The sequence below is a fragment of the Erwinia sp. AK-PDG3-5 genome, from assembly GCF_056821705.1.
Genome location: NZ_CM165967.1, coordinates 2,246,105 through 2,263,325 on the forward strand (window position 1 = coordinate 2,246,105; position 17,221 = coordinate 2,263,325).

Here is a 17,221-nt window from a genome sequence, read left to right on the forward strand (position 1 = left end):
TCAGGCCCGTTAACGTAATTCAGGCAAACGTTTTGTCTGAATTACGGTCTGTCAGTATTTAGCACTATTTTTTGCTTGACTGCCCATCCTGCCCACCTGTTTTATCTTAAAAATCAAAACCAGATTTTGTGATTACCCGCTCTGGATTACGCTGGAACCGCGCTTAAGCGCTCCCATAACCAGAGGATAGGATAATGACAGTAATTAATCAGACTACATGCAGGTTGTTTAGCGAAGTTGGACAAACCACACAGCTCTCCGCTTACTACGAGGAAGGGCGTCGCACCATGTGGATGTTACTTCGCGCGCAACCGCGCCCCAGCTTCAACCACGAGCTGATCGAAGAGATCATGAACCTCAGTTATGCCGCTCAGCGTTCTGGCTTACCCATCGACTTTTGGGTGACCGGTTCGCTGGTTCCGACGATGTTTAACGCCGGTGGCGATCTGCGGTTCTTTGTTGAATCGATTAAAAATGGACGGCGTGAAGCACTCAGGGCTTATGCCCGGGCCTGCGTGGACTGCATTCATGCCGCCGCACGCGGCTTTGATACCGGCGCAGTCAGTATTGCCATGATTGAAGGCAGCGCTTTGGGTGGTGGCTTCGAGGCTGCATTGGCCCACCACTTTATTCTGGCGCAAAACACCGCCCGCATGGGCTTCCCGGAAATTGCGTTTAACCTGTTTCCTGGCATGGGCGGCTATTCATTGGTCGCCCGTCGTTCAGGCATGAAACTGGCGGAAGAGCTGATCTGTGAAGGGGAGTCACATACCGCCGAATGGTTTGAACAACGTGGACTGGTCGATAAGCTGTTCCAGCCGGGTGATGGATACCAGGCGACGCGTACTTTTATCGACACCATGAAGCCAAAACTGAACGGCGTGAAGGCGATGCTGAAAGCGCGTCAGCGTGTGTTACAGCTGACGCGCGCGGAGCTGATGGATATCACGGAAGACTGGGTAGACTTCGCGTTCACCATTGAACCGAAGGATATTGCCTATATGGAACGCCTGGTGCAGTTGCAGAACCGTCACAGTGCGCAGGTTTTGCGTAAAGTCGGCTAAGCCCTGGTCCGGTTCGCCAGCCAATGCTCGATATCGTCGGCGGGCATGGGTCTGGCATAGAAATAACCCTGGCGGGTATCCACACCACTCGCCAGGACAAAGGCCTCTTCCTCTTTGGTTTCAATCCCTTCAGCAATGACCTGCAAATCCAGTGCCTTCGCCACCGCCACAATCGCCTTAACTAACGACTGCGATACCGGCTGATCGTTTACGTTGCGGACAAAACTCTGGTCGAGCTTAATGGCATCGATAGGCACGCGAGCCAGCTGTGAAAGCGAGGAATATCCGGTACCGAAGTCATCCAGATGCACCTCTGCACCCAGCTGCTGGAACTGCAACATCAACGCCAGCGCCTTTTCTTCATTCTCGATCAGGCAACTTTCAGTCAGTTCAATATCAATCGGGCAGCGCGACAGATTCAACTGCTCCAGCGCCAGTTTCAAATCGGTATAAATACTCTGATCGGTCAGCTGACGGGCGGAGACATTCACCGCCACGCGTAAATCGATGCCTTTCTCCCGCCAGCGAACGACCTGTTCAAGCGCAGTCAGCATCACCCAGCGACCGAGCGGCACAATCAATCCCGACTCTTCGGCATAAGAGATAAAATCGCCTGGCGGAACCAGACCACGTTCCGGCGAAAGCCAGCGCACCAGCGCCTCCACACTTTTCACCTCGCCATTTCCGTCAATTTTCGGCTGATAATGGATAATCAGCTGATTCTGATCCAGCGCTTTGCGCAGGTTGGTATCCAGCCACAGATATTCAAATACCCGTTGGTTCATTTCGGCAGAGAAGATGCAGAATTTACCACGACCATTTTCTTTGGCTGTATACATGGCGGTGTCAGCATTGCGCATCAGGCTCTCTTTATCTTCGCCGTGCTGCGGGCTGACCGCGATGCCAATGGAGCAACCTGAATAGACTTCAATCAGGCCGATACGGAACGGCTGCTTCAGACGATCGAGGATGCGCGATGCCATCGCTTCCAGCGAAGCCTGACTGGCGGCGGTGGCCAGCACGATGAATTCATCACCGCCCAGACGCGCCAGGGTCTGATCTTTATCCAGACAGCTTAAAATCGCCAGCGAAACGGCCTGCAACAGCTGATCGCCAAACATGTGCCCGTAGGCATCATTGACCTTCTTAAAGTTGTCCAGGTCGAGATAGACGATGCCAATCTGTTGCTCACCACGCTGTTCCAACGCCTCAGCGATAGCGTGGTTAATCGCATTGCGGTTTGGCAGGCCGGTAATAGTGTCGGTATTCGCCAGCACGCGCAGGCGCTCCTGAGCGCGACGTTCTTCAGTAATGTCGGTCCCCGAGCAGATCAGGTAGATCTCATTTTTCCCGCTGCCGCTGTGGACAAATTTATTGCGGAACAGGAACAGGCGCTGGCCCTTTTTGGTTTTGATCCAGCGTTCTACTTCGTAAGAGCTGCCATCGCGGAAAAAGCCGCTGATATTACGGCGGGAAGAAGAAGCTTCCTGCTTGGTCATAAACAGCTGGAATACATTACGGCCAATCACTTCCTGTTCTTTCAGGCCGGTATATTCTTCGCTCAATCGATTAAAGCGCTGAATGTTGCCGCGCTGGTCGACAATAACGATCACCGAATTGGCTTCAGAAACCACCTGTTCGGCAAATGAGAGTCCCAACACCAGATCGCGCGCCACGGCGGAGGTATCTCCCCACGCGGATGCGCTGCCGGCCCATGAGGTTTGATTAACTCTTCTGCCGACCAGATGCATAGAAAGAGGTTCACCGTACAGGGACAGTGTCAGGTTAACGCTGGACGTAATTACCGTCATGCTGCGGATCAGGCTGGCCTGTGGGCCAGTTAGCGCCACGGCGATATGTGTACTTGCCTGTTCATCCTCAGCAAAAAGGAGTGCATCGCTATCTGCCATTAAACGCCAATGAGGGCTGGTGGTACCAAAATAGGTATAAAGTAATGATTGCCCTGGTTCATCGGTCATCAGGTGTCTCCTTGAGGGATGCAATGAAGGCTGTATCTTCTTATTTTAGCAACAGTATTCGGCAACCAGTATAATCTCAAGGTGTATCTCAGATATATTTTTCGAGCAAAAATTAACGGGCAGAGGAAAATGCCCCGATCTGGCGATCGGGGGCGTGGATTAGCAGGGACATTTGCCTAACTTCCCAGCCTTACTCGGGAAGCGGGCATCAAGACAGTAGCGATGAAATTCTTTCTCTGTCATAGGTTTAATCTGAGGATGCTGCTGATTCATGTGCCGAAGATAACCAGGGTAATCCTGTACGCCCACCATCAGGCGGAAGGTTTGCGCCACACGTGACATAAGAAGCCGTAACGTTAATTTCTCTGGTGATTTTGTGCTATTCATCGCCAGGCAGCGATAAATGATCAGCGAACGTCGTTTAGGTATCGCAAAAACAGCATCAGACATGGCGAGCCTCACTACGCAAGGAAACGGCGGTTTCGTGGGTGGTCGGTGTTGCGCTGTTCAGCGCGCGACGGATCACGAAGAAGGCAGAAATCAACATCGTCACCGCCACCAGCATAAAGAAAGCGCAGAGCGCGGCGTTGATTTGATTGCTAAAGACGATGGTTTGCATATCTGCCACGGATTTGGCCGGGGCAATAATGATGCCGTTATCGATCCCTTTAGAGAACTTATTGGCTTGTGCCAGGAAACCAATGCTCGGCTTCTCATGGAAAATCTTCTGCCAGCCCGCGGTCATCGAGGTGATAAACAGCCAGACGGTCGGCAGGATGGTTACCCATGCATAACGCTGCTTCTTCATTTTGAACAACACCACTGTGCCGAGGATCAAGGCCATCGACGCCAGCATCTGGTTACCGATGCCGAACAGCGGCCACAGCGTGTTAATGCCGCCCAGCGGATCGACCACGCCCTGATAAACGAAGAAGCCCCAGCCGGCCACCGCCACTGTGGTGCCAGCCATATTGCCTAACCAGGAACGGTTGTTGGCCAATGAAGGCACCACCACGCCGACCAAATCCTGCACCATAAAACGACAGGCGCGCGTGCCGGCATCGACCGCGGTAAGAATAAACAGCGCTTCAAACAGGATTGCGAAGTGATACCAGAACGCCATCATCACCCGGCTGTTAAACACCTCGGTAATGATATGCGCCATGCCTACCGCGAAGGTTGGCGCACCGCCGGCACGGGAGAGGATAGTGCTTTCGCCGACGTCCCGGGCAATGCCGGTCAGCATCTCAGGCGTCACCACAAAGCCCCAGCTGTTGATTGCCTGCGAGGCGGTTTCCACCGTGGTGCCAATCAATGCGGCGGGCGAGTTCATCGCGAAGTACACGCCAGGTTCAATCACCGAGGCGCAAATCAACGCCATGATGGCCACGAACGACTCCATCAGCATCGCGCCGTAGCCGATAAACCGAATGTGGCTCTCACGCTCAATCAGCTTCGGCGTGGTGCCGCTGGAGACCAGCGCATGGAACCCGGAGATCGCGCCGCAGGCAATGGTGATAAACAGGAACGGGAACAGGGCACCGGAAAACACCGGGCCGCTACCGTCGATAAAGCGGGTTACCGCCGGCATTTTCATTTCCGGCATGGCAAACAGAATCCCGACCGCCAGGCCTGCAATTACGCCAATTTTCAGGAAGGTAGACAGATAATCTCGCGGCGCCAGTAACAGCCACACCGGCAGAACCGAAGCAATAAAGCCGTAAATAACCAGCACCCAGGTCAGGGTCGTGCCTTTCAGCGTGAAGAACGGTCCCCAGTAGGGATGTTGCGCGATATCACCGCCATAGATAATCGCTGCCATCATCAGCACAAAGCCAATCAGTGACACTTCCGCGATTTTTCCGGGGCGAATAAAACGCATATAAATGCCCATAAACAGCGCAATCGGGATGGTCGCCGCGATGGTGAACAATCCCCACGGACTGTTTGCCAGCGCCTTAACCACCACCAGCGCGAGGGCGGAAAGAATAATGATCATCACGCCCAACGCCCCGAGCATGGTGACCACACCGGCAAAGGCACCCAGCTCCTGTTTGGCCATTTCACCGAGTGAGCGTCCGTCTCTGCGGGTCGAAATAAACAGGATCAGGAAGTCCTGCACCGCACCGGCCATCATCACGCCCACCAGGATCCAGATGGTGCCGGGCAGAAAGCCCATCTGCGCGGCGAGGATCGGCCCAACCAGCGGACCGGCACCGGCGATGGCGGCAAAATGGTGGCCGAACAGCACCCATTTATTGGTGGGAACATAATCCAGACCGTCGTTATTGCGTTCCGCAGGTGTGCGGCGACGGTCGTCTAACTCAAAGATATTTTTAGCGATAAACAGGCTGTAAAAACGGTAAGCAATGCTGTAGCACGCGATGGAAGCCACCACCAACCACAATGCATTAACATGTTCGCCGCGGCTGAGCGCCAGCATAGCAAACGCCCCGGCTCCAATTAACGCCACCGCGGACCAGGTGACGCCGGTTTTGACGTTTTTCATCACATTACTCCTTGCAGGATCCATAAGAAGGTCTGAACAAGAACTTAAAGTAATGTAATTGTTTGTTAATGAAAGCGAAGGCAGGGAGAAGTGTGAGGCGAGAAGCTTTTTTTCTGTTACGGAGGAGGGGAAGAGATGTCAGGTGGGATAACGGATGCTATCCCACCTGAAAAGCCTTTACGCCACCGGGCGTGCAACCACGCTGCGGTTTTCCATACGGACTTCAGCAATGGTCACTTCAATCAAATCGGTCACGCGATAAGCCACTTCACCTTTGATCTGCACGATGCCATTTTCCTGGCTGCATACCAGCTCATCACGCACGGCGTGGATGAACGGTGCCGGGATAAAGGCAACCGCGCCGTTCGCCGTCAGACGAACGCGCATGCCGCCGCGAGAAACGTCGATGATTTCAGCGCCGAAACGCTGGTCGGTGCCCGCCGCGCTCTGCAGGAATCGCGAATACAGCCAGTCGCCAACGTCACGTTCTGCCATGCGGTTCTGACGGCGACGTTCGCCCATCTTCACCGTGATGTCATCATTTGGACGGCGGGCTTCTTCCCCTTTGATCATCGCTTTCAGCAGGCGATGGTTGATCATATCGCCATACTTACGGATCGGTGAAGTCCAGGTGGCATACGCCTCCAGACCCAGGCCAAAGTGCGGGCCCGGCTCGGTGCTGACTTCAGCAAACGACTGGAAACGACGGATGCGGCTGTCCAGGAACTGCGTCGGCTGTGAATCCAGCTCGCGGCGCAGTTCGCGGAAGCCTGACAGGGTGGCGATCGCCAGCGGATCCACTTTCAGGCCGTGGTTTTCCAGCATGGTGGCCGCCAGTTCCGCTTTCTCGGCATCAAAGCCCAGATGGATATTGTAGATGCCGAAGCCCAGTTTCTGACGCAGCACGGTGCCGGCACAGATATTGGCGGTGATCATCGCTTCTTCCACAATGCGGTTAGCAATGCGGCGGTGCTCAGCCACGATATCCAGCACTTCGCCTTTCTCGCCCAACAGGAAGCGGAAGTCAGGGCGATCTTTGAACACCAGCGCATGGGTTTGACGCCATTCGCCGCGCGCCAGGCACAGGCGATGGAGCAGACGGATCTGCGCTGCAATCGCGTCGTTCTCAGGCTGCCATTCGCTGGTACCGTCGCTTTCCAGCCAGTCGGAGACGTGGTCGTAAGCCAGTTTCGCTTTGGACTCAATCCACGCGGCAAAGAAGTGAATCTCTTCACTCAGGGTGCCGTCTGCGGCCACGTTCACGCGGCAAGCCAGCACCGGGCGGCGCTCGTTCGGGCGCAGCGAACAGATGTCATCAGACAGCTGGCGCGGCAACATTGGGATGTTGAAGCCCGGCAGATAGTTAGTGAATGAACGCTCAGCGGCAATCGCATCCAGCTCGCTACCGGCCGCGACATAAGCGGTCGGATCGGCGATGGCGATGGTCAGACGAAGCGCGCCGTCGGCGGCTTCTTCCACATACAGCGCATCGTCCATATCTTCGGTGCTGGCGCTGTCGATGGTAACGAATTCAAGGGCGGTGAGGTCTTCACGCTCCAGCTGCTCGTCCAGCATCTCGCCGGCGGTGGCCTCTGGCGCTTCACGCTCAAGATTATGACGGGAGAGGGTGACCCACCAGGGGGCTAAGTGATCGTCAGCCGTGGTGATAAACGCCGTCAGTTCAGCATAAAACGTGCGATCGCCTTTCAGCGGGTGGCGGCGCATTTCCGCCACGGCCCAGTCGCCATTCTGGAAATCATGCGTCACGTTACGATCGGCACGACACTGAATGGCGTCTTTCATCAGGGGATGATCGGGAACGATCGACAGGCGATCGTCTTTGCGCTGAACGCGGCCAACAAAACGGGTCAGGAAAGGCTCAATCAGCTTTTCCGGATCGGCAACTTCACGATCCTTATCGGTTTGCAGGACGGCGACCACGCGATCGCCGTGCATGACTTTTTTCATGAACGGCGGTGGAATGAAGTAACTTTTTTGTGCGTCGACTTCCAGGAAGCCAAAGCCTTTTTCGGTGCCTTTCACTACCCCTTCAACACGCGGCGTCTGGGAGTGGAGTTTCTCTTTGAGCTGCGCGAGCAGCGGGTTATCCTGGAACATAATCTCAACAGTTTTCGTGGCCTAAGAGCGGCAGACAGTTTTACGCGATTAACCGCTTCGCGGCAAGTAAAAAGCCGGGAAACCCGGCTTTGATTAATTCTGAAAATGCAGAGAACTTACGCGATGCGCAGGTCGCTTTTTGCCCCGGAGAGGGTGATTTTCACCGGCACCGATTTGGAGGTTGGCGTCCCGCTGCCATCACCAAAGCTGGAAAGGGGAACCAGCGGATTGGTTTCCGGATAATAGGCGGCAAGGTTACCCTTAGGAATATTGTAAGAGACCAACTTAAAGTTGAACACTTTACGAATAATTCCGTCATTCCACAGGGTTTCGATATCGACATCATCGCCGGCGCTGAAGCCCATTTTTGCCATATCGTCCGGGTGCATAAACAACACTTCGCGCTGACCATAAACGCCACGGTAACGGTCATCAAGGCCGTAGATGGTGGTGTTGTACTGGTCATGCGAACGCAGCGTCTGCAGGGTGAACGGCACCTCAACATCGCCCAACTGCGGGAACAGGGAGTTCGGCAAGCGTGCGCTGCTGAACTGCGCCTTATTGTTCAGGGTGTTGAAGCGGAATTCGGCTGCGGCATTGCCCAGGTAGAATCCGCCTTTAATATCGCACTTCTGATTGAAGTCGGCGAAGCCCGGTATGGTGGCGGCGATATGGTCACGGATCTTATTATAATCGGCGGCCAGTTCGAGCCAGTCCAGCTTCTGATTGCCGAGCACGGCGTTGGCGATGCCGGCAACAATCGCCGTTTCTGAACGCTGGGTATCGGCAATCGGTTTGCCCACGCCTTCAGAGGCGTGAACCATGCTGAAGGAGTCTTCAACGGTGATGAACTGCGGTCCGGACGCCTGGATATCCTGCTCGGTACGGCCAATGGTTGGCAGGATCAGCGCATCAACCGCACCCGGGCACAGGTGGCTGCGGTTCAGTTTGGTGCTGATTTGCACCGTCAGTTCGCAGCGACGCAGCGCTTCTTCAGTGCGTGGGCTGTCCGGTGCTGCAGCGGCAAGGTTGCCACCCAGCGCGATCAGCACTTTAATTTCATTGCGCAGCATCGCTTCCAGCGCTTCTACGGTGTTATGACCGATGTTGCGCGGCGGCTCGAAGTCGAAATGCGCCGCCATGCTGTCGAGGAAAGCCTTGGAGGGTTTTTCATCGATGCCCATGGTGCGGTTGCCCTGCACATTACTGTGGCCACGCACCGGACAGAGGCCCGCGCCTTTTTTACCTAACTGTCCAAACAGCAGTTGCAGGTTGGTGATTTCACGCACCGTATCAACCGAGTGTTTGTGCTGGGTAATGCCCATCGCCCAGGTACAAATCACCCGCTCGGCACTTTGATAAATCGCCGCCGCTTCTCGGATTTGCTGCTCGGTTAAACCGGACTGCTGGACAATTTGCGCCCAGTCTGTCGCTTCAACCACCGCCAGATACTCTTCAATCCCTTCGGTTTTGGCATTGATGAACACTTCATCAAACAGGCCTTTTTCACCGGCGGCAATCAGTTCGTTATGGGATTGCGACAGGGCTTTGACCATGCCGCGGATCGCCGCCATATCCCCACCGAGGTTCGGCTGGTAATAGGTTGAGCTGATGGTGCCGGCTTTGCTGGTGACCACTTCCAGCGGTTTTTGCGGATCGGCAAAGCGTTCCAGACCGCGTTCGCGCAGGGTATTGAAGGTGACGATTTTCGCGCCATGATCGGCAGCGTGACGCAGGCTGTGCAGCATACGTGGATGGTTGGTGCCCGGGTTCTGACCGAAGACGAAAATCGCATCAGCATGGTCAAAATCGTCCAGACGGATGGTGCCTTTACCGACGCCAATGCTGCGTTTAAGGCCGGTGCCGCTGGCTTCATGACACATATTGGAGCAATCAGGGAAGTTGTTGCTGCCGTTCATGCGACCAAACAGCTGATACAGCCAGGACGCTTCATTACTGGCGCGGCCGGAGGTATACAGCTCCATTTGATCCGGATTGTCCATCGCCTTGATATGTTTGGCGATAAGCGTAAAGGCATCATCCCAGCTAATCGGTTCGTAGCGATCCGTTTCGCGGTTATACCGCAATGGTTCAGTCAGTCGCCCCTGATACTCAAGGAAGTAGTCACTCTGCTGATACAGGGAAGAGACGCTGTACTTTTCAAAGAAGCTGGCATCAACATAACGGCGGGTCGCTTCCCAGGTCACGGCTTTCGCGCCGTTTTCGCAGAAGCTGAAGGTGCTTTTATTGTCATCTCCCCAGGCGCAGCCCGGGCAGTCAAAGCCTTTGGCTTTGTTCATGCGCATCAGGTTACGCATGTTTTTCAGGACTTGTTTGCTGTCAAAGACAAAACGGGTGGTGGCTTCAAGAGATCCCCAGCCGCCTGCCGCAGCCTTATACGGCTTAATTTCAGTTTTAAATTTCATTGGGCTTCACAGGTGTCTTAATTGTTTTAGAGTTGTTAAGAAACTATTGCTTCTTTTGTGGGATTAGTCTGCAACCCGGTAAAAAAATTGTCTAATTGATTGGTTTAATGGTGCGATAGGCGCTGTTTATCGCAAAAGCGTGAACTGACTCAAAGAATCGTCCGTCGCATTGTGTATTTACCAGGCCCCTGCCAGAGAACAGGCTAATAATTAACCTTTCTTCAGTGACGACGAGGTGCCTGTGAAAGAATTTGCCAGCAAAATCCATGCGTTCGGCAAGGCGCTGATGATGCCGATTTCGGTGATCGCCGCCGCCGGTATTTTCCTTGGTGTGGCGGCTGCAATGCAGAACCCGGCGATCACTGGCGAAGCCTTTGCCAGCCTGCATACGCCGCAGTTAATCATAGGTTTTATTCGTAAGGTGGCCGGGGCGCTGTTTGCCAATCTGCCGTTGTTCTTTGCGGTAGCCAGCGCCATTGGCCTGGCGAAGGCCGAAAAGCCCACGGCGGCGTTTGCGGCGGTGATTGGCTTTATCGCTATGCATGTCGGGGTAAGCGCCACGCTGGGGGCGCAGGGACTGACGGCGGCAACCACCACGCCAGACGCGTTGCAGGCCAAAGGCATGGCGCAGACCGCAGCGATGATGACTTCCGCCGAATATATCCAGATGCTGGGCATCTTTACTTACAATATGAGCGTGCTGGGTGGGGTGATTTCCGGGCTGTTGACGGTGGTAATCCACAACCGCTTCTACACCACGCAGTTGCCAACGGCGATCGGCTTCTTTGGCGGCAGGCGGCTGGTGCCGATTATTACCGTGCTGGTGCTGCCGCTGGTGGGGGTGCTGCTGGCGATGATCTGGCCGACCATCGGCGCTGGCATTGCCTGGGTTGGCGAGCTGATTGGTAAAAGTGGCCAGTATGGCGCCTTCCTCTATGGCACCAGCGAGCGGCTGCTCATCCCAACGGGGCTGCACCATATTTTGAATGAAACGGTGCGCTTTACCCCCATCGGCGGGGTGGCGACCATAAACAATGAGACCATTGTGGGCGCGCTGAACATCTTCAACACCGCCTTAACCCATCCAGGTTCGATCCCCGATGAAACGGTGCAAAATGCCACCAGGTTCCTCGCCCAGGGCAAAATTCCGGTAATGATGTTTGGTTTGCCTGCCGCCGCGCTGGCGATGTACCACACCGCGCGACCGGAGCATAAGCAGCGGGTGAAAGCTCTGGTGCTGGCGGGTGCGCTAACCTCCTTTACCACCGGGATCACCGAGCCGCTGGAATTCTGCTTTATCTTTGTCTCGCCGGTGCTCTATCTGTTCCACGCCGTGCTCAGCGGACTCTCATTTATGCTGATGTCCGCGCTACATTTGATGATTGGCAACATCCAGGGAGGCGCCATCGATCTGGTGGTATTCGGTATTCTCGGCGGCAGTAAAACGCAGTGGTGGTGGGCCATCGTGCTCGGACTGATTTATGTGCCGGTTTACTACTATGGCTTCAAGTTTGTCATCACCAAAATGCGTGTTGAAACGCCAGGGCGGGAGACGGATGAAGCCGAAACCGCGCCGCAAAAAGTCACCGCCGATCAGCGAACCCGGGTGATCATCAGCGGTCTGGGCGGCGAAGCCAATATAGAGGACGTCGATTGCTGTTTCACCCGGCTACGTGTGCGGGTGAAAGAAATGCGGGAAGTGGTCGATCAAACCTTACTGTCGACGGGTGCCAATGGCGTTAACCGGGTCAGCGATCATGATGTGCAGGTCATTTACGGTCCGCAGGTGGAAAAAATTGCCCACGAGGTGAAAACAGCGCTGGGCGTTGGCTGAAATCTGCCGATAAAAAATACCGGCTGCGAAGCCGGTATGATCAACAGCATCTTGTGAAGACTGTTAAGGGGAGTAAACTTCAGCGGGTTTTCCAGAAAATAGCCCCTCATTCAATCTGATAACCCGAATGCCAGCATTAAGGACCGCCTTCACCACATGAAAGTTAACAACGATGGACATTAAACAGCTTATCTATCTGGTCAATCTGGAGCGCGAGCGCCACTTTGGTCGTGCGGCGGAAGCCAGCTTTGTCAGCCAGCCTACGCTGTCGATGCGCCTGAAGAATCTGGAAAAAGAGCTGGGATTATCGCTGATCAACCGCAGCAACAACTTTGATGGCTTCACCGCAGAAGGTGAACGCGTGCTCTCCTGGGCGCGTGAAATCGTCTCAGTATATCAGGGGCTGAAACTGGAAGTGGAATCGCTCAAGCACGGCGTGAAAGGCACGTTACGCATCGGCGTGGTGCCGCAGTGCAGTATTTCCCTGCCGTTGATGCTGAAGGGCATCAGCGAACGCTATCCCCAGCTGGATTATCGCGTCGCAGTGTTAAGCGCCGACCAGTTACTGGATGCGCTTAACAGCCACACGGTGGATGTTGGCATCGGTTTCTTTGAGCTGGCCACGCTGCGCGAGCTGCATTTTCAGGCTGAACCCTTGCGGGATGACGGTGTGGAAGTGGTGTTTCATCCGCAGCATTTTCCCCAGCTGGTTGGGGACACGCCGCTGGAACTGAGCGATCTTGCCGACGTTCCGCTGTGCCTTGCCGAGCAGACGCGCTATTTCCGCCGCTATCTTGATACGCATTTTCGTGAAGCGGATATCCGGCTGCGCGTGGTGCTGGAAACCACCTCGATATTTCAGCTGGTGCAGGGGATTCAGGTGGGGCTGGGCTGTCTGATTTCGCCGTGCGGCCATTTGTTGCCGGAAATGACCCCGGAATTGCACAGCCGCAAGCTGGCGATTGCGCCAATGTCACGTCAGGCTGCGGTGGTGATTGCTGAACCGGGCAGGGCGACGCCGCTTGCCCAACACTTCTTCGACGAGGTGCGTCGCTGGCTAAGCGAAGGACAGGGCGGAAGGCTATCCGCCCCGAGTTTAACGGGCTGAATCCACTGCGGGCGCGGTGGAACCCAAAGCCTGCATCAGGCGATTGTTCCACGCCGCCAGCGCGATACTTTGCACAATACTGAACACCGCGCGATCGCTAAAACCGGCTTCTTTCAGCGGTTGTAGGTGGGCCGCACTGAATCGCTCAGGAGAACGGGTCAACTGGGCCGCGCAGTGGATCACCGCTTTTTGTTCCGCTGTGGCTTTATTCAGCGCCTGTTCCACGCTTTCAAGCAACGCTTCACGTAACGACGCATCGGCAAACTGCTGGAAACAGAGCGGGCTTCCGTTGATGCGTGCACTGACGGCGGAGGCCAGACGACCGGCTTCAGTACCGGTCACGTCCTGCATCGCGTTGAGTAAATTTCCCCAGCCATACAACGCTTCACCATCGTGGGCCAGCAGCCAGGCGCTATCACGTAACAGTTGCTGAGGCTGGCACCAGGTTAAGGCTTCCAGCTGACTGGCTGAGGCGTAACGTAACTCAACCGGCGGTAAAAACGGGCGCCAGGCGTCCAGATGCTGGAAGCAATCGGACGCCGCATCTTCTGGCAGGGTAACGCCGGGGATCCAGCGCACCGGCAACGCCAGCAGGGCATTCATGCCCGCCACAATACGCGCCTGATAGCTGACAAAACCGATCAGCTGATGGAAGGTGACGATATCCGGTGCCGTTAATCCCACTTCATCCAGACGGGCCAGAGCCACGCTGTCGACCAGGGTTGGCTGGCTAGCCAGTTGACGCGCATATTCGGTGATCTGGGTAAGGCGTCGGTTGCTCTCGCGTGAAGAGTCCGGGCCGGTCAGGGGATTCAGACGCGCGGCATAGTGGTTACACAACCGCTGAATGCCGGTGACCTGAGCCACGGTCAGCGCGGTGCTGAGACGATCGTAAATGGTCAGCGTATGGGTTTTGCTGGTGGCCAGCTGCTGCGGCAACAGCAGCTGATACAAATCTCGCGAAGCCAGCATCGCAGGCTGACATTGGCTGATGGTTGGCCCTAAGGTGTCGGCATACTGCTGAGCCAGACCAAGCAGAAAGCGGTCTTCAATCTCGGCCGCTTCTGGAAACAGCGGCGCAGCATGGGGCGTTAATGTGGACTGCGTTTCATGATACCAGTGGCTGTTGCCGGGAAAACGGCGCTGTTCCATGATCATTCCTTTTCAAGTTAACCGGCCCGGTGAACCAAAAAAGAGGGGTATGCGCGTCAACGGGCCTGAAGAGCCTGACTATCCTCGCGCAAGCGCTGAGGTGAACCAAAGAATGATCGGTGCTAACACATAGCGGAATGGTATAACGGCGCGGGAGTTGGCGTGAACCGCGCAGAAATCAGACATTCCGCACGGTTCTGGCAAAGCTTAGCGGAATTTATGCCAGGTCTTTACGCCAGGCGTCGGCTTTTAACGGTTCACCGAAGTGGCTGTTAATCAGGCGTTTAGTCAGATCGTGGAGCGGGCAGGCCAGCACGTCCGCCGTGCTGCCGCGTTCCACCACTTCGCCCTGGTGCATCACAATCACCTGGTCGCTGATGTGCTTCATCATCCCCAGATGCTGGGTAACGTAGATATACGAAATCCCGTGCTTATCCTGCAGCTCCAGCATCAGATTGATCAGCTGCGAACGCATCGACATATCCAGCGACGCCATCGCCTCATCGGCAATAATCACTTTGGGTTGCAGGATCAGCGCACGCGCCAGGCCAACACGCTGTTTCTGACCCGGTGCCAGCATATGTGGATAGTACGCCGCATGATCGCGCAGCAGGCCGACCTGGCGAAGCGTGGCAATGATCCTTTTCTCGCGCGCTTCCGTAGAGAGTTCGGTGTTCAAGCGCAGCGGAAAATCGAGGATCTGTCCAATGCGCTGGCGCGGATTAAGCGAGGTTGACGGGTCCTGAAAAATCATCCGGATACGCTGGCTGCGATAGCCATAATCGCCATACTCCAGCGGATGGTCATCGATCAGAATATCGCCGGTGCTTGGCGCCACCATGCCGCTGAGCATTTTCGCCAGCGTCGATTTGCCCGAGCCGTTTTCACCAATAATTGCCAGCGTCTGCCGTTCTCTCAGCGTAAAGCTGACCTCTTTGACCGCCTCAACATGCTGACGACGAAACAGCCCGGTGCGATAGCGGAACGTTTTGCTGAGATTGCGCACTTCCAGTAGCGTTTCAACCATTACTGACTCTCCATGTTAAGCGGGAAGTGGCAGGCAAACAGATGGGATTTGGCGCCGGACAACCTCGGCGTTTCAATACACTTCTTCTGCGCATAGGGGCAACGCGGCCCCAGCCGGCAGCCGATCGGCAAGTGTTCCAGAGAGGGAATGGCACCGGGCAGGGTGTTCAGCCGGCTTTTGTGGGGCATCGCCAGACCAAAATCGGGCATCGCGCGGATCAGCGCCTGCGTATAAGGATGGTGCGGCGCGACGATCAGCGCTTCGCTCGGTGCGGTCTCGACCGTTTGCCCACAATACATCACGTTAATGCGGTCGGCCCAGTGACTAAGCATCTGCAAGTCATGGCTGATCAGCAGAATAGTGGTGTTGTTGTTTTGGTTCAGACGCGCCAGCAGGCGGAAAATCTGTGCCTGCGTGGTCGGTTCCATGGCGTTGGTGGGTTCATCCGCAATCAGCAGGCGCGGCTGGTTTGCCAGCGCGATGGCAATCATCACTTTCTGGCACTCGCCGTCGGTCAGCTCATACGGGAAGCTGCCCATAATATCTTTGTGATCCTTGATGCCGACGCGGTGCAACAATTCAATCGCCCGGCGGTGACGCCAGCGGAATCGCTGATACCAGCGACCCTTGTAGGTCCATCCGGGAATGGCCTGCACGATTTGCTGGCCAATGCTTTCAGACGGATCCAGACAGGACTGCGGCTCCTGGAAGATCATCGAGACGTTGTGGCCGATAATCTTGCGTCTTTCACGCGGGGAGAGATGCAGCAGATCGATATCATCAAAACGCATCCTGTCTGCGGTGACACGCCAGTTATCTTTAGTCACGCCGCAGATTGCTTTCGCAATCAGGCTTTTGCCGGAACCGGATTCACCCACCAGCCCGCGCACTTCGCCTTCGGTCAGCGTGATGCTGACGCGGTCAACCGCCTTCACCGGACCGTCGGCGGTCATAAATTCAATCGTCAGGTTACGAATATCAAGCAACGGCATCTATTCAACTCCCGCAACGATGGCCCGACGAATTCCGTCACCCAACAGGTTAACGATCAGCACGCTGAGCATAATGGCCGCGCCAGGCAGCATCACCGTCCACGGGGCAACATAGATCAGTTCCAGCGCATCGCCCAGCATCGCGCCCCATTCGGGGGAAGGGAGCTGGGCACCCAGATCCAGGAACCCCAGCGCGGCAATATCGAGGATCGCCATCGACAGGGCGCGGGTGAATTCAGAAACCAGCAGGGCGAGGATATTCGGCAGAATGGCATACCAGAGAATATTCAGGCTGCTTGCGCCGTCCAGCCTGGCGGCAATCACATAGTCTTTCTCCAGTTCGTCATGCACCGCGGTATAGATGGCGCGAACCAGCCGGGGAATGATCGCCAGGAACACCGCCAGCAGGGCATGTTCGAGGCGCGGCCCAAGAAACGCCACCACGATAATCGCCAGTAACAGCGACGGGATGGAAAGCAGCGTATCGAGGATATGGTTCAGTATCGCCGAGCGTAATCCTTTGGTCAGGCCGGCCAGCACCCCTAAAACCATGGCACACACTGCGGCAAAAAATGTGACCAGGATCGCTGAACCGACGGTCGGCGCAGCGCCGCTGATCAGGCGGCTGAGAATATCTCGCCCGAGATCGTCGGTGCCGAGGAAGAACGACACGTCGCCATAACGCGACCAGGAAGGCGGCAGCAATTGGTAACCGAGGAACTGTTGATCCAGCCCGTAAGGCGCCAGCAGGCGGCCAAAGATGCAAATCAGCAACAGTGCAATAAACGCATAGAAACCGACCATCGCGCTGGTGTCGTGATTGAACAGGCGCCAGGCGTTGCGTAGCGTGCTGGGGAGCCGCTCTTCGGCATAAATATTATCAGCGGGCATAGGATGCCACGTGATGCGGTGTAATCAGGCCTGGGCGTGGGTTAAATTCTTTATTCATATCAGTAATTTGCTCTCTTTTATGCTTCGCACGGCTCAATGTCAGTCTATCGGTCACCGGCAG

Annotated in this window: 12 protein-coding genes; 3 read left to right on the forward strand and 9 right to left on the reverse strand. The window is 55.6% G+C overall.

The features are described from left to right. Positions 1–194: 194 nt before the first annotated feature. Positions 195–1,064 carry a crotonase/enoyl-CoA hydratase family protein gene (locus tag AC1UKS_RS10375; protein ID WP_013202370.1) on the forward strand — a complete coding sequence of 290 codons (870 nt, stop codon included), beginning with the start codon at positions 195–197 and terminating at the stop codon, positions 1,062–1,064. Here AC1UKS_RS10375 and pdeR read toward each other — a convergent pair. From pdeR to AC1UKS_RS10400, 5 genes are all read right to left on the reverse strand, one after another. Continuing rightward, a complete protein-coding gene (gene pdeR, locus AC1UKS_RS10380; protein WP_265910614.1) occupies positions 1,061–3,043 on the reverse strand; it encodes a cyclic di-GMP phosphodiesterase in 1,983 nt (660 codons plus the stop codon). The genes AC1UKS_RS10375 and pdeR overlap by 4 nt on opposite strands. A 159-nt stretch (positions 3,044–3,202) precedes the next feature. After that, complete coding sequence (locus AC1UKS_RS10385) at positions 3,203–3,493, reverse strand: YbdD/YjiX family protein (protein WP_482436744.1); 291 nt, start codon at positions 3,491–3,493, stop codon at positions 3,203–3,205. Beyond that, positions 3,486–5,552 carry a carbon starvation CstA family protein gene (locus AC1UKS_RS10390; protein WP_265910613.1) on the reverse strand — a complete coding sequence of 689 codons (2,067 nt, stop codon included), beginning with the start codon at positions 5,550–5,552 and terminating at the stop codon, positions 3,486–3,488. The genes AC1UKS_RS10385 and AC1UKS_RS10390 overlap by 8 nt, the downstream gene beginning before the upstream one ends. 177 nt (positions 5,553–5,729) lie before the next feature. After that, positions 5,730–7,670, reverse strand: a complete 1,941-nt coding sequence (locus AC1UKS_RS10395) for an exoribonuclease II (protein ID WP_482436745.1) — start codon at positions 7,668–7,670, stop codon at positions 5,730–5,732. Positions 7,671–7,786: 116 nt separating this feature from the next. Next, entirely contained in the window at positions 7,787–10,096 is a 2,310-nt protein-coding gene (locus AC1UKS_RS10400) for an FdhF/YdeP family oxidoreductase (protein WP_482436746.1), read from the reverse strand. Positions 10,097–10,382: 286 nt separating this feature from the next. Between AC1UKS_RS10400 and AC1UKS_RS10405 the strand changes: the two genes are divergently transcribed. Next, positions 10,383–11,930 carry a PTS transporter subunit EIIC gene (locus AC1UKS_RS10405; RefSeq protein WP_482436921.1) on the forward strand — a complete coding sequence of 516 codons (1,548 nt, stop codon included), beginning with the start codon at positions 10,383–10,385 and terminating at the stop codon, positions 11,928–11,930. A gap of 172 nt (positions 11,931–12,102) precedes the next feature. After that, the gene (locus AC1UKS_RS10410; RefSeq protein WP_105759731.1) at positions 12,103–13,038 is read left to right on the forward strand and encodes a LysR family transcriptional regulator; all 936 of its coding nucleotides are present in this window, start codon (positions 12,103–12,105) and stop codon (positions 13,036–13,038) included. Here AC1UKS_RS10410 and AC1UKS_RS10415 read toward each other — a convergent pair. The 4 genes from AC1UKS_RS10415 to sapC all read right to left on the reverse strand — a co-directional run bounded on the left by AC1UKS_RS10415 (position 13,027) and on the right by sapC (position 17,100). After that, entirely contained in the window at positions 13,027–14,190 is a 1,164-nt protein-coding gene (locus tag AC1UKS_RS10415; RefSeq protein ID WP_482436747.1) for a CMD domain-containing protein, read from the reverse strand. The two genes, AC1UKS_RS10410 and AC1UKS_RS10415, sit on opposite strands and share 12 nt — an antisense overlap. 217 nt (positions 14,191–14,407) lie before the next feature. After that, complete coding sequence (gene sapF, locus AC1UKS_RS10420; protein WP_265910609.1) at positions 14,408–15,217, reverse strand: putrescine export ABC transporter ATP-binding protein SapF; 810 nt, start codon at positions 15,215–15,217, stop codon at positions 14,408–14,410. Then, complete coding sequence (sapD, locus tag AC1UKS_RS10425; protein WP_013202360.1) at positions 15,217–16,209, reverse strand: putrescine export ABC transporter ATP-binding protein SapD; 993 nt, start codon at positions 16,207–16,209, stop codon at positions 15,217–15,219. Before sapD ends, sapF begins: the two co-directional genes overlap by 1 nt. Beyond that, the gene (gene sapC, locus AC1UKS_RS10430; RefSeq protein ID WP_482436748.1) at positions 16,210–17,100 is read right to left on the reverse strand and encodes a putrescine export ABC transporter permease SapC; all 891 of its coding nucleotides are present in this window, start codon (positions 17,098–17,100) and stop codon (positions 16,210–16,212) included. Positions 17,101–17,221: the final 121 nt, after the last annotated feature.

What these genes read in the sequence shown, in the direction of transcription:
- AC1UKS_RS10395 (WP_482436745.1), bottom strand. Translation starts at nt 7,670, where the DNA reads ATGTTCCAGGATAACCCGCTGCTCGCGCAGCTCAAAGAGAAACTCCAC.
- AC1UKS_RS10385 (WP_482436744.1), bottom strand. Translation starts at nt 3,493, where the DNA reads ATGTCTGATGCTGTTTTTGCGATACCTAAACGACGTTCGCTGATCATT.
- AC1UKS_RS10400 (WP_482436746.1), bottom strand. Translation starts at nt 10,096, where the DNA reads ATGAAATTTAAAACTGAAATTAAGCCGTATAAGGCTGCGGCAGGCGGC.
- AC1UKS_RS10415 (WP_482436747.1), bottom strand. Translation starts at nt 14,190, where the DNA reads ATGGAACAGCGCCGTTTTCCCGGCAACAGCCACTGGTATCATGAAACG.
- sapC (WP_482436748.1), bottom strand. Translation starts at nt 17,100, where the DNA reads ATGCCCGCTGATAATATTTATGCCGAAGAGCGGCTCCCCAGCACGCTA.
- AC1UKS_RS10375 (WP_013202370.1), top strand. Translation starts at nt 195, where the DNA reads ATGACAGTAATTAATCAGACTACATGCAGGTTGTTTAGCGAAGTTGGA.
- AC1UKS_RS10390 (WP_265910613.1), bottom strand. Translation starts at nt 5,552, where the DNA reads ATGAAAAACGTCAAAACCGGCGTCACCTGGTCCGCGGTGGCGTTAATT.
- AC1UKS_RS10410 (WP_105759731.1), top strand. Translation starts at nt 12,103, where the DNA reads ATGGACATTAAACAGCTTATCTATCTGGTCAATCTGGAGCGCGAGCGC.
- pdeR (WP_265910614.1), bottom strand. Translation starts at nt 3,043, where the DNA reads ATGACCGATGAACCAGGGCAATCATTACTTTATACCTATTTTGGTACC.
- sapF (WP_265910609.1), bottom strand. Translation starts at nt 15,217, where the DNA reads ATGGTTGAAACGCTACTGGAAGTGCGCAATCTCAGCAAAACGTTCCGC.
- AC1UKS_RS10405 (WP_482436921.1), top strand. Translation starts at nt 10,383, where the DNA reads ATGATGCCGATTTCGGTGATCGCCGCCGCCGGTATTTTCCTTGGTGTG.
- sapD (WP_013202360.1), bottom strand. Translation starts at nt 16,209, where the DNA reads ATGCCGTTGCTTGATATTCGTAACCTGACGATTGAATTTATGACCGCC.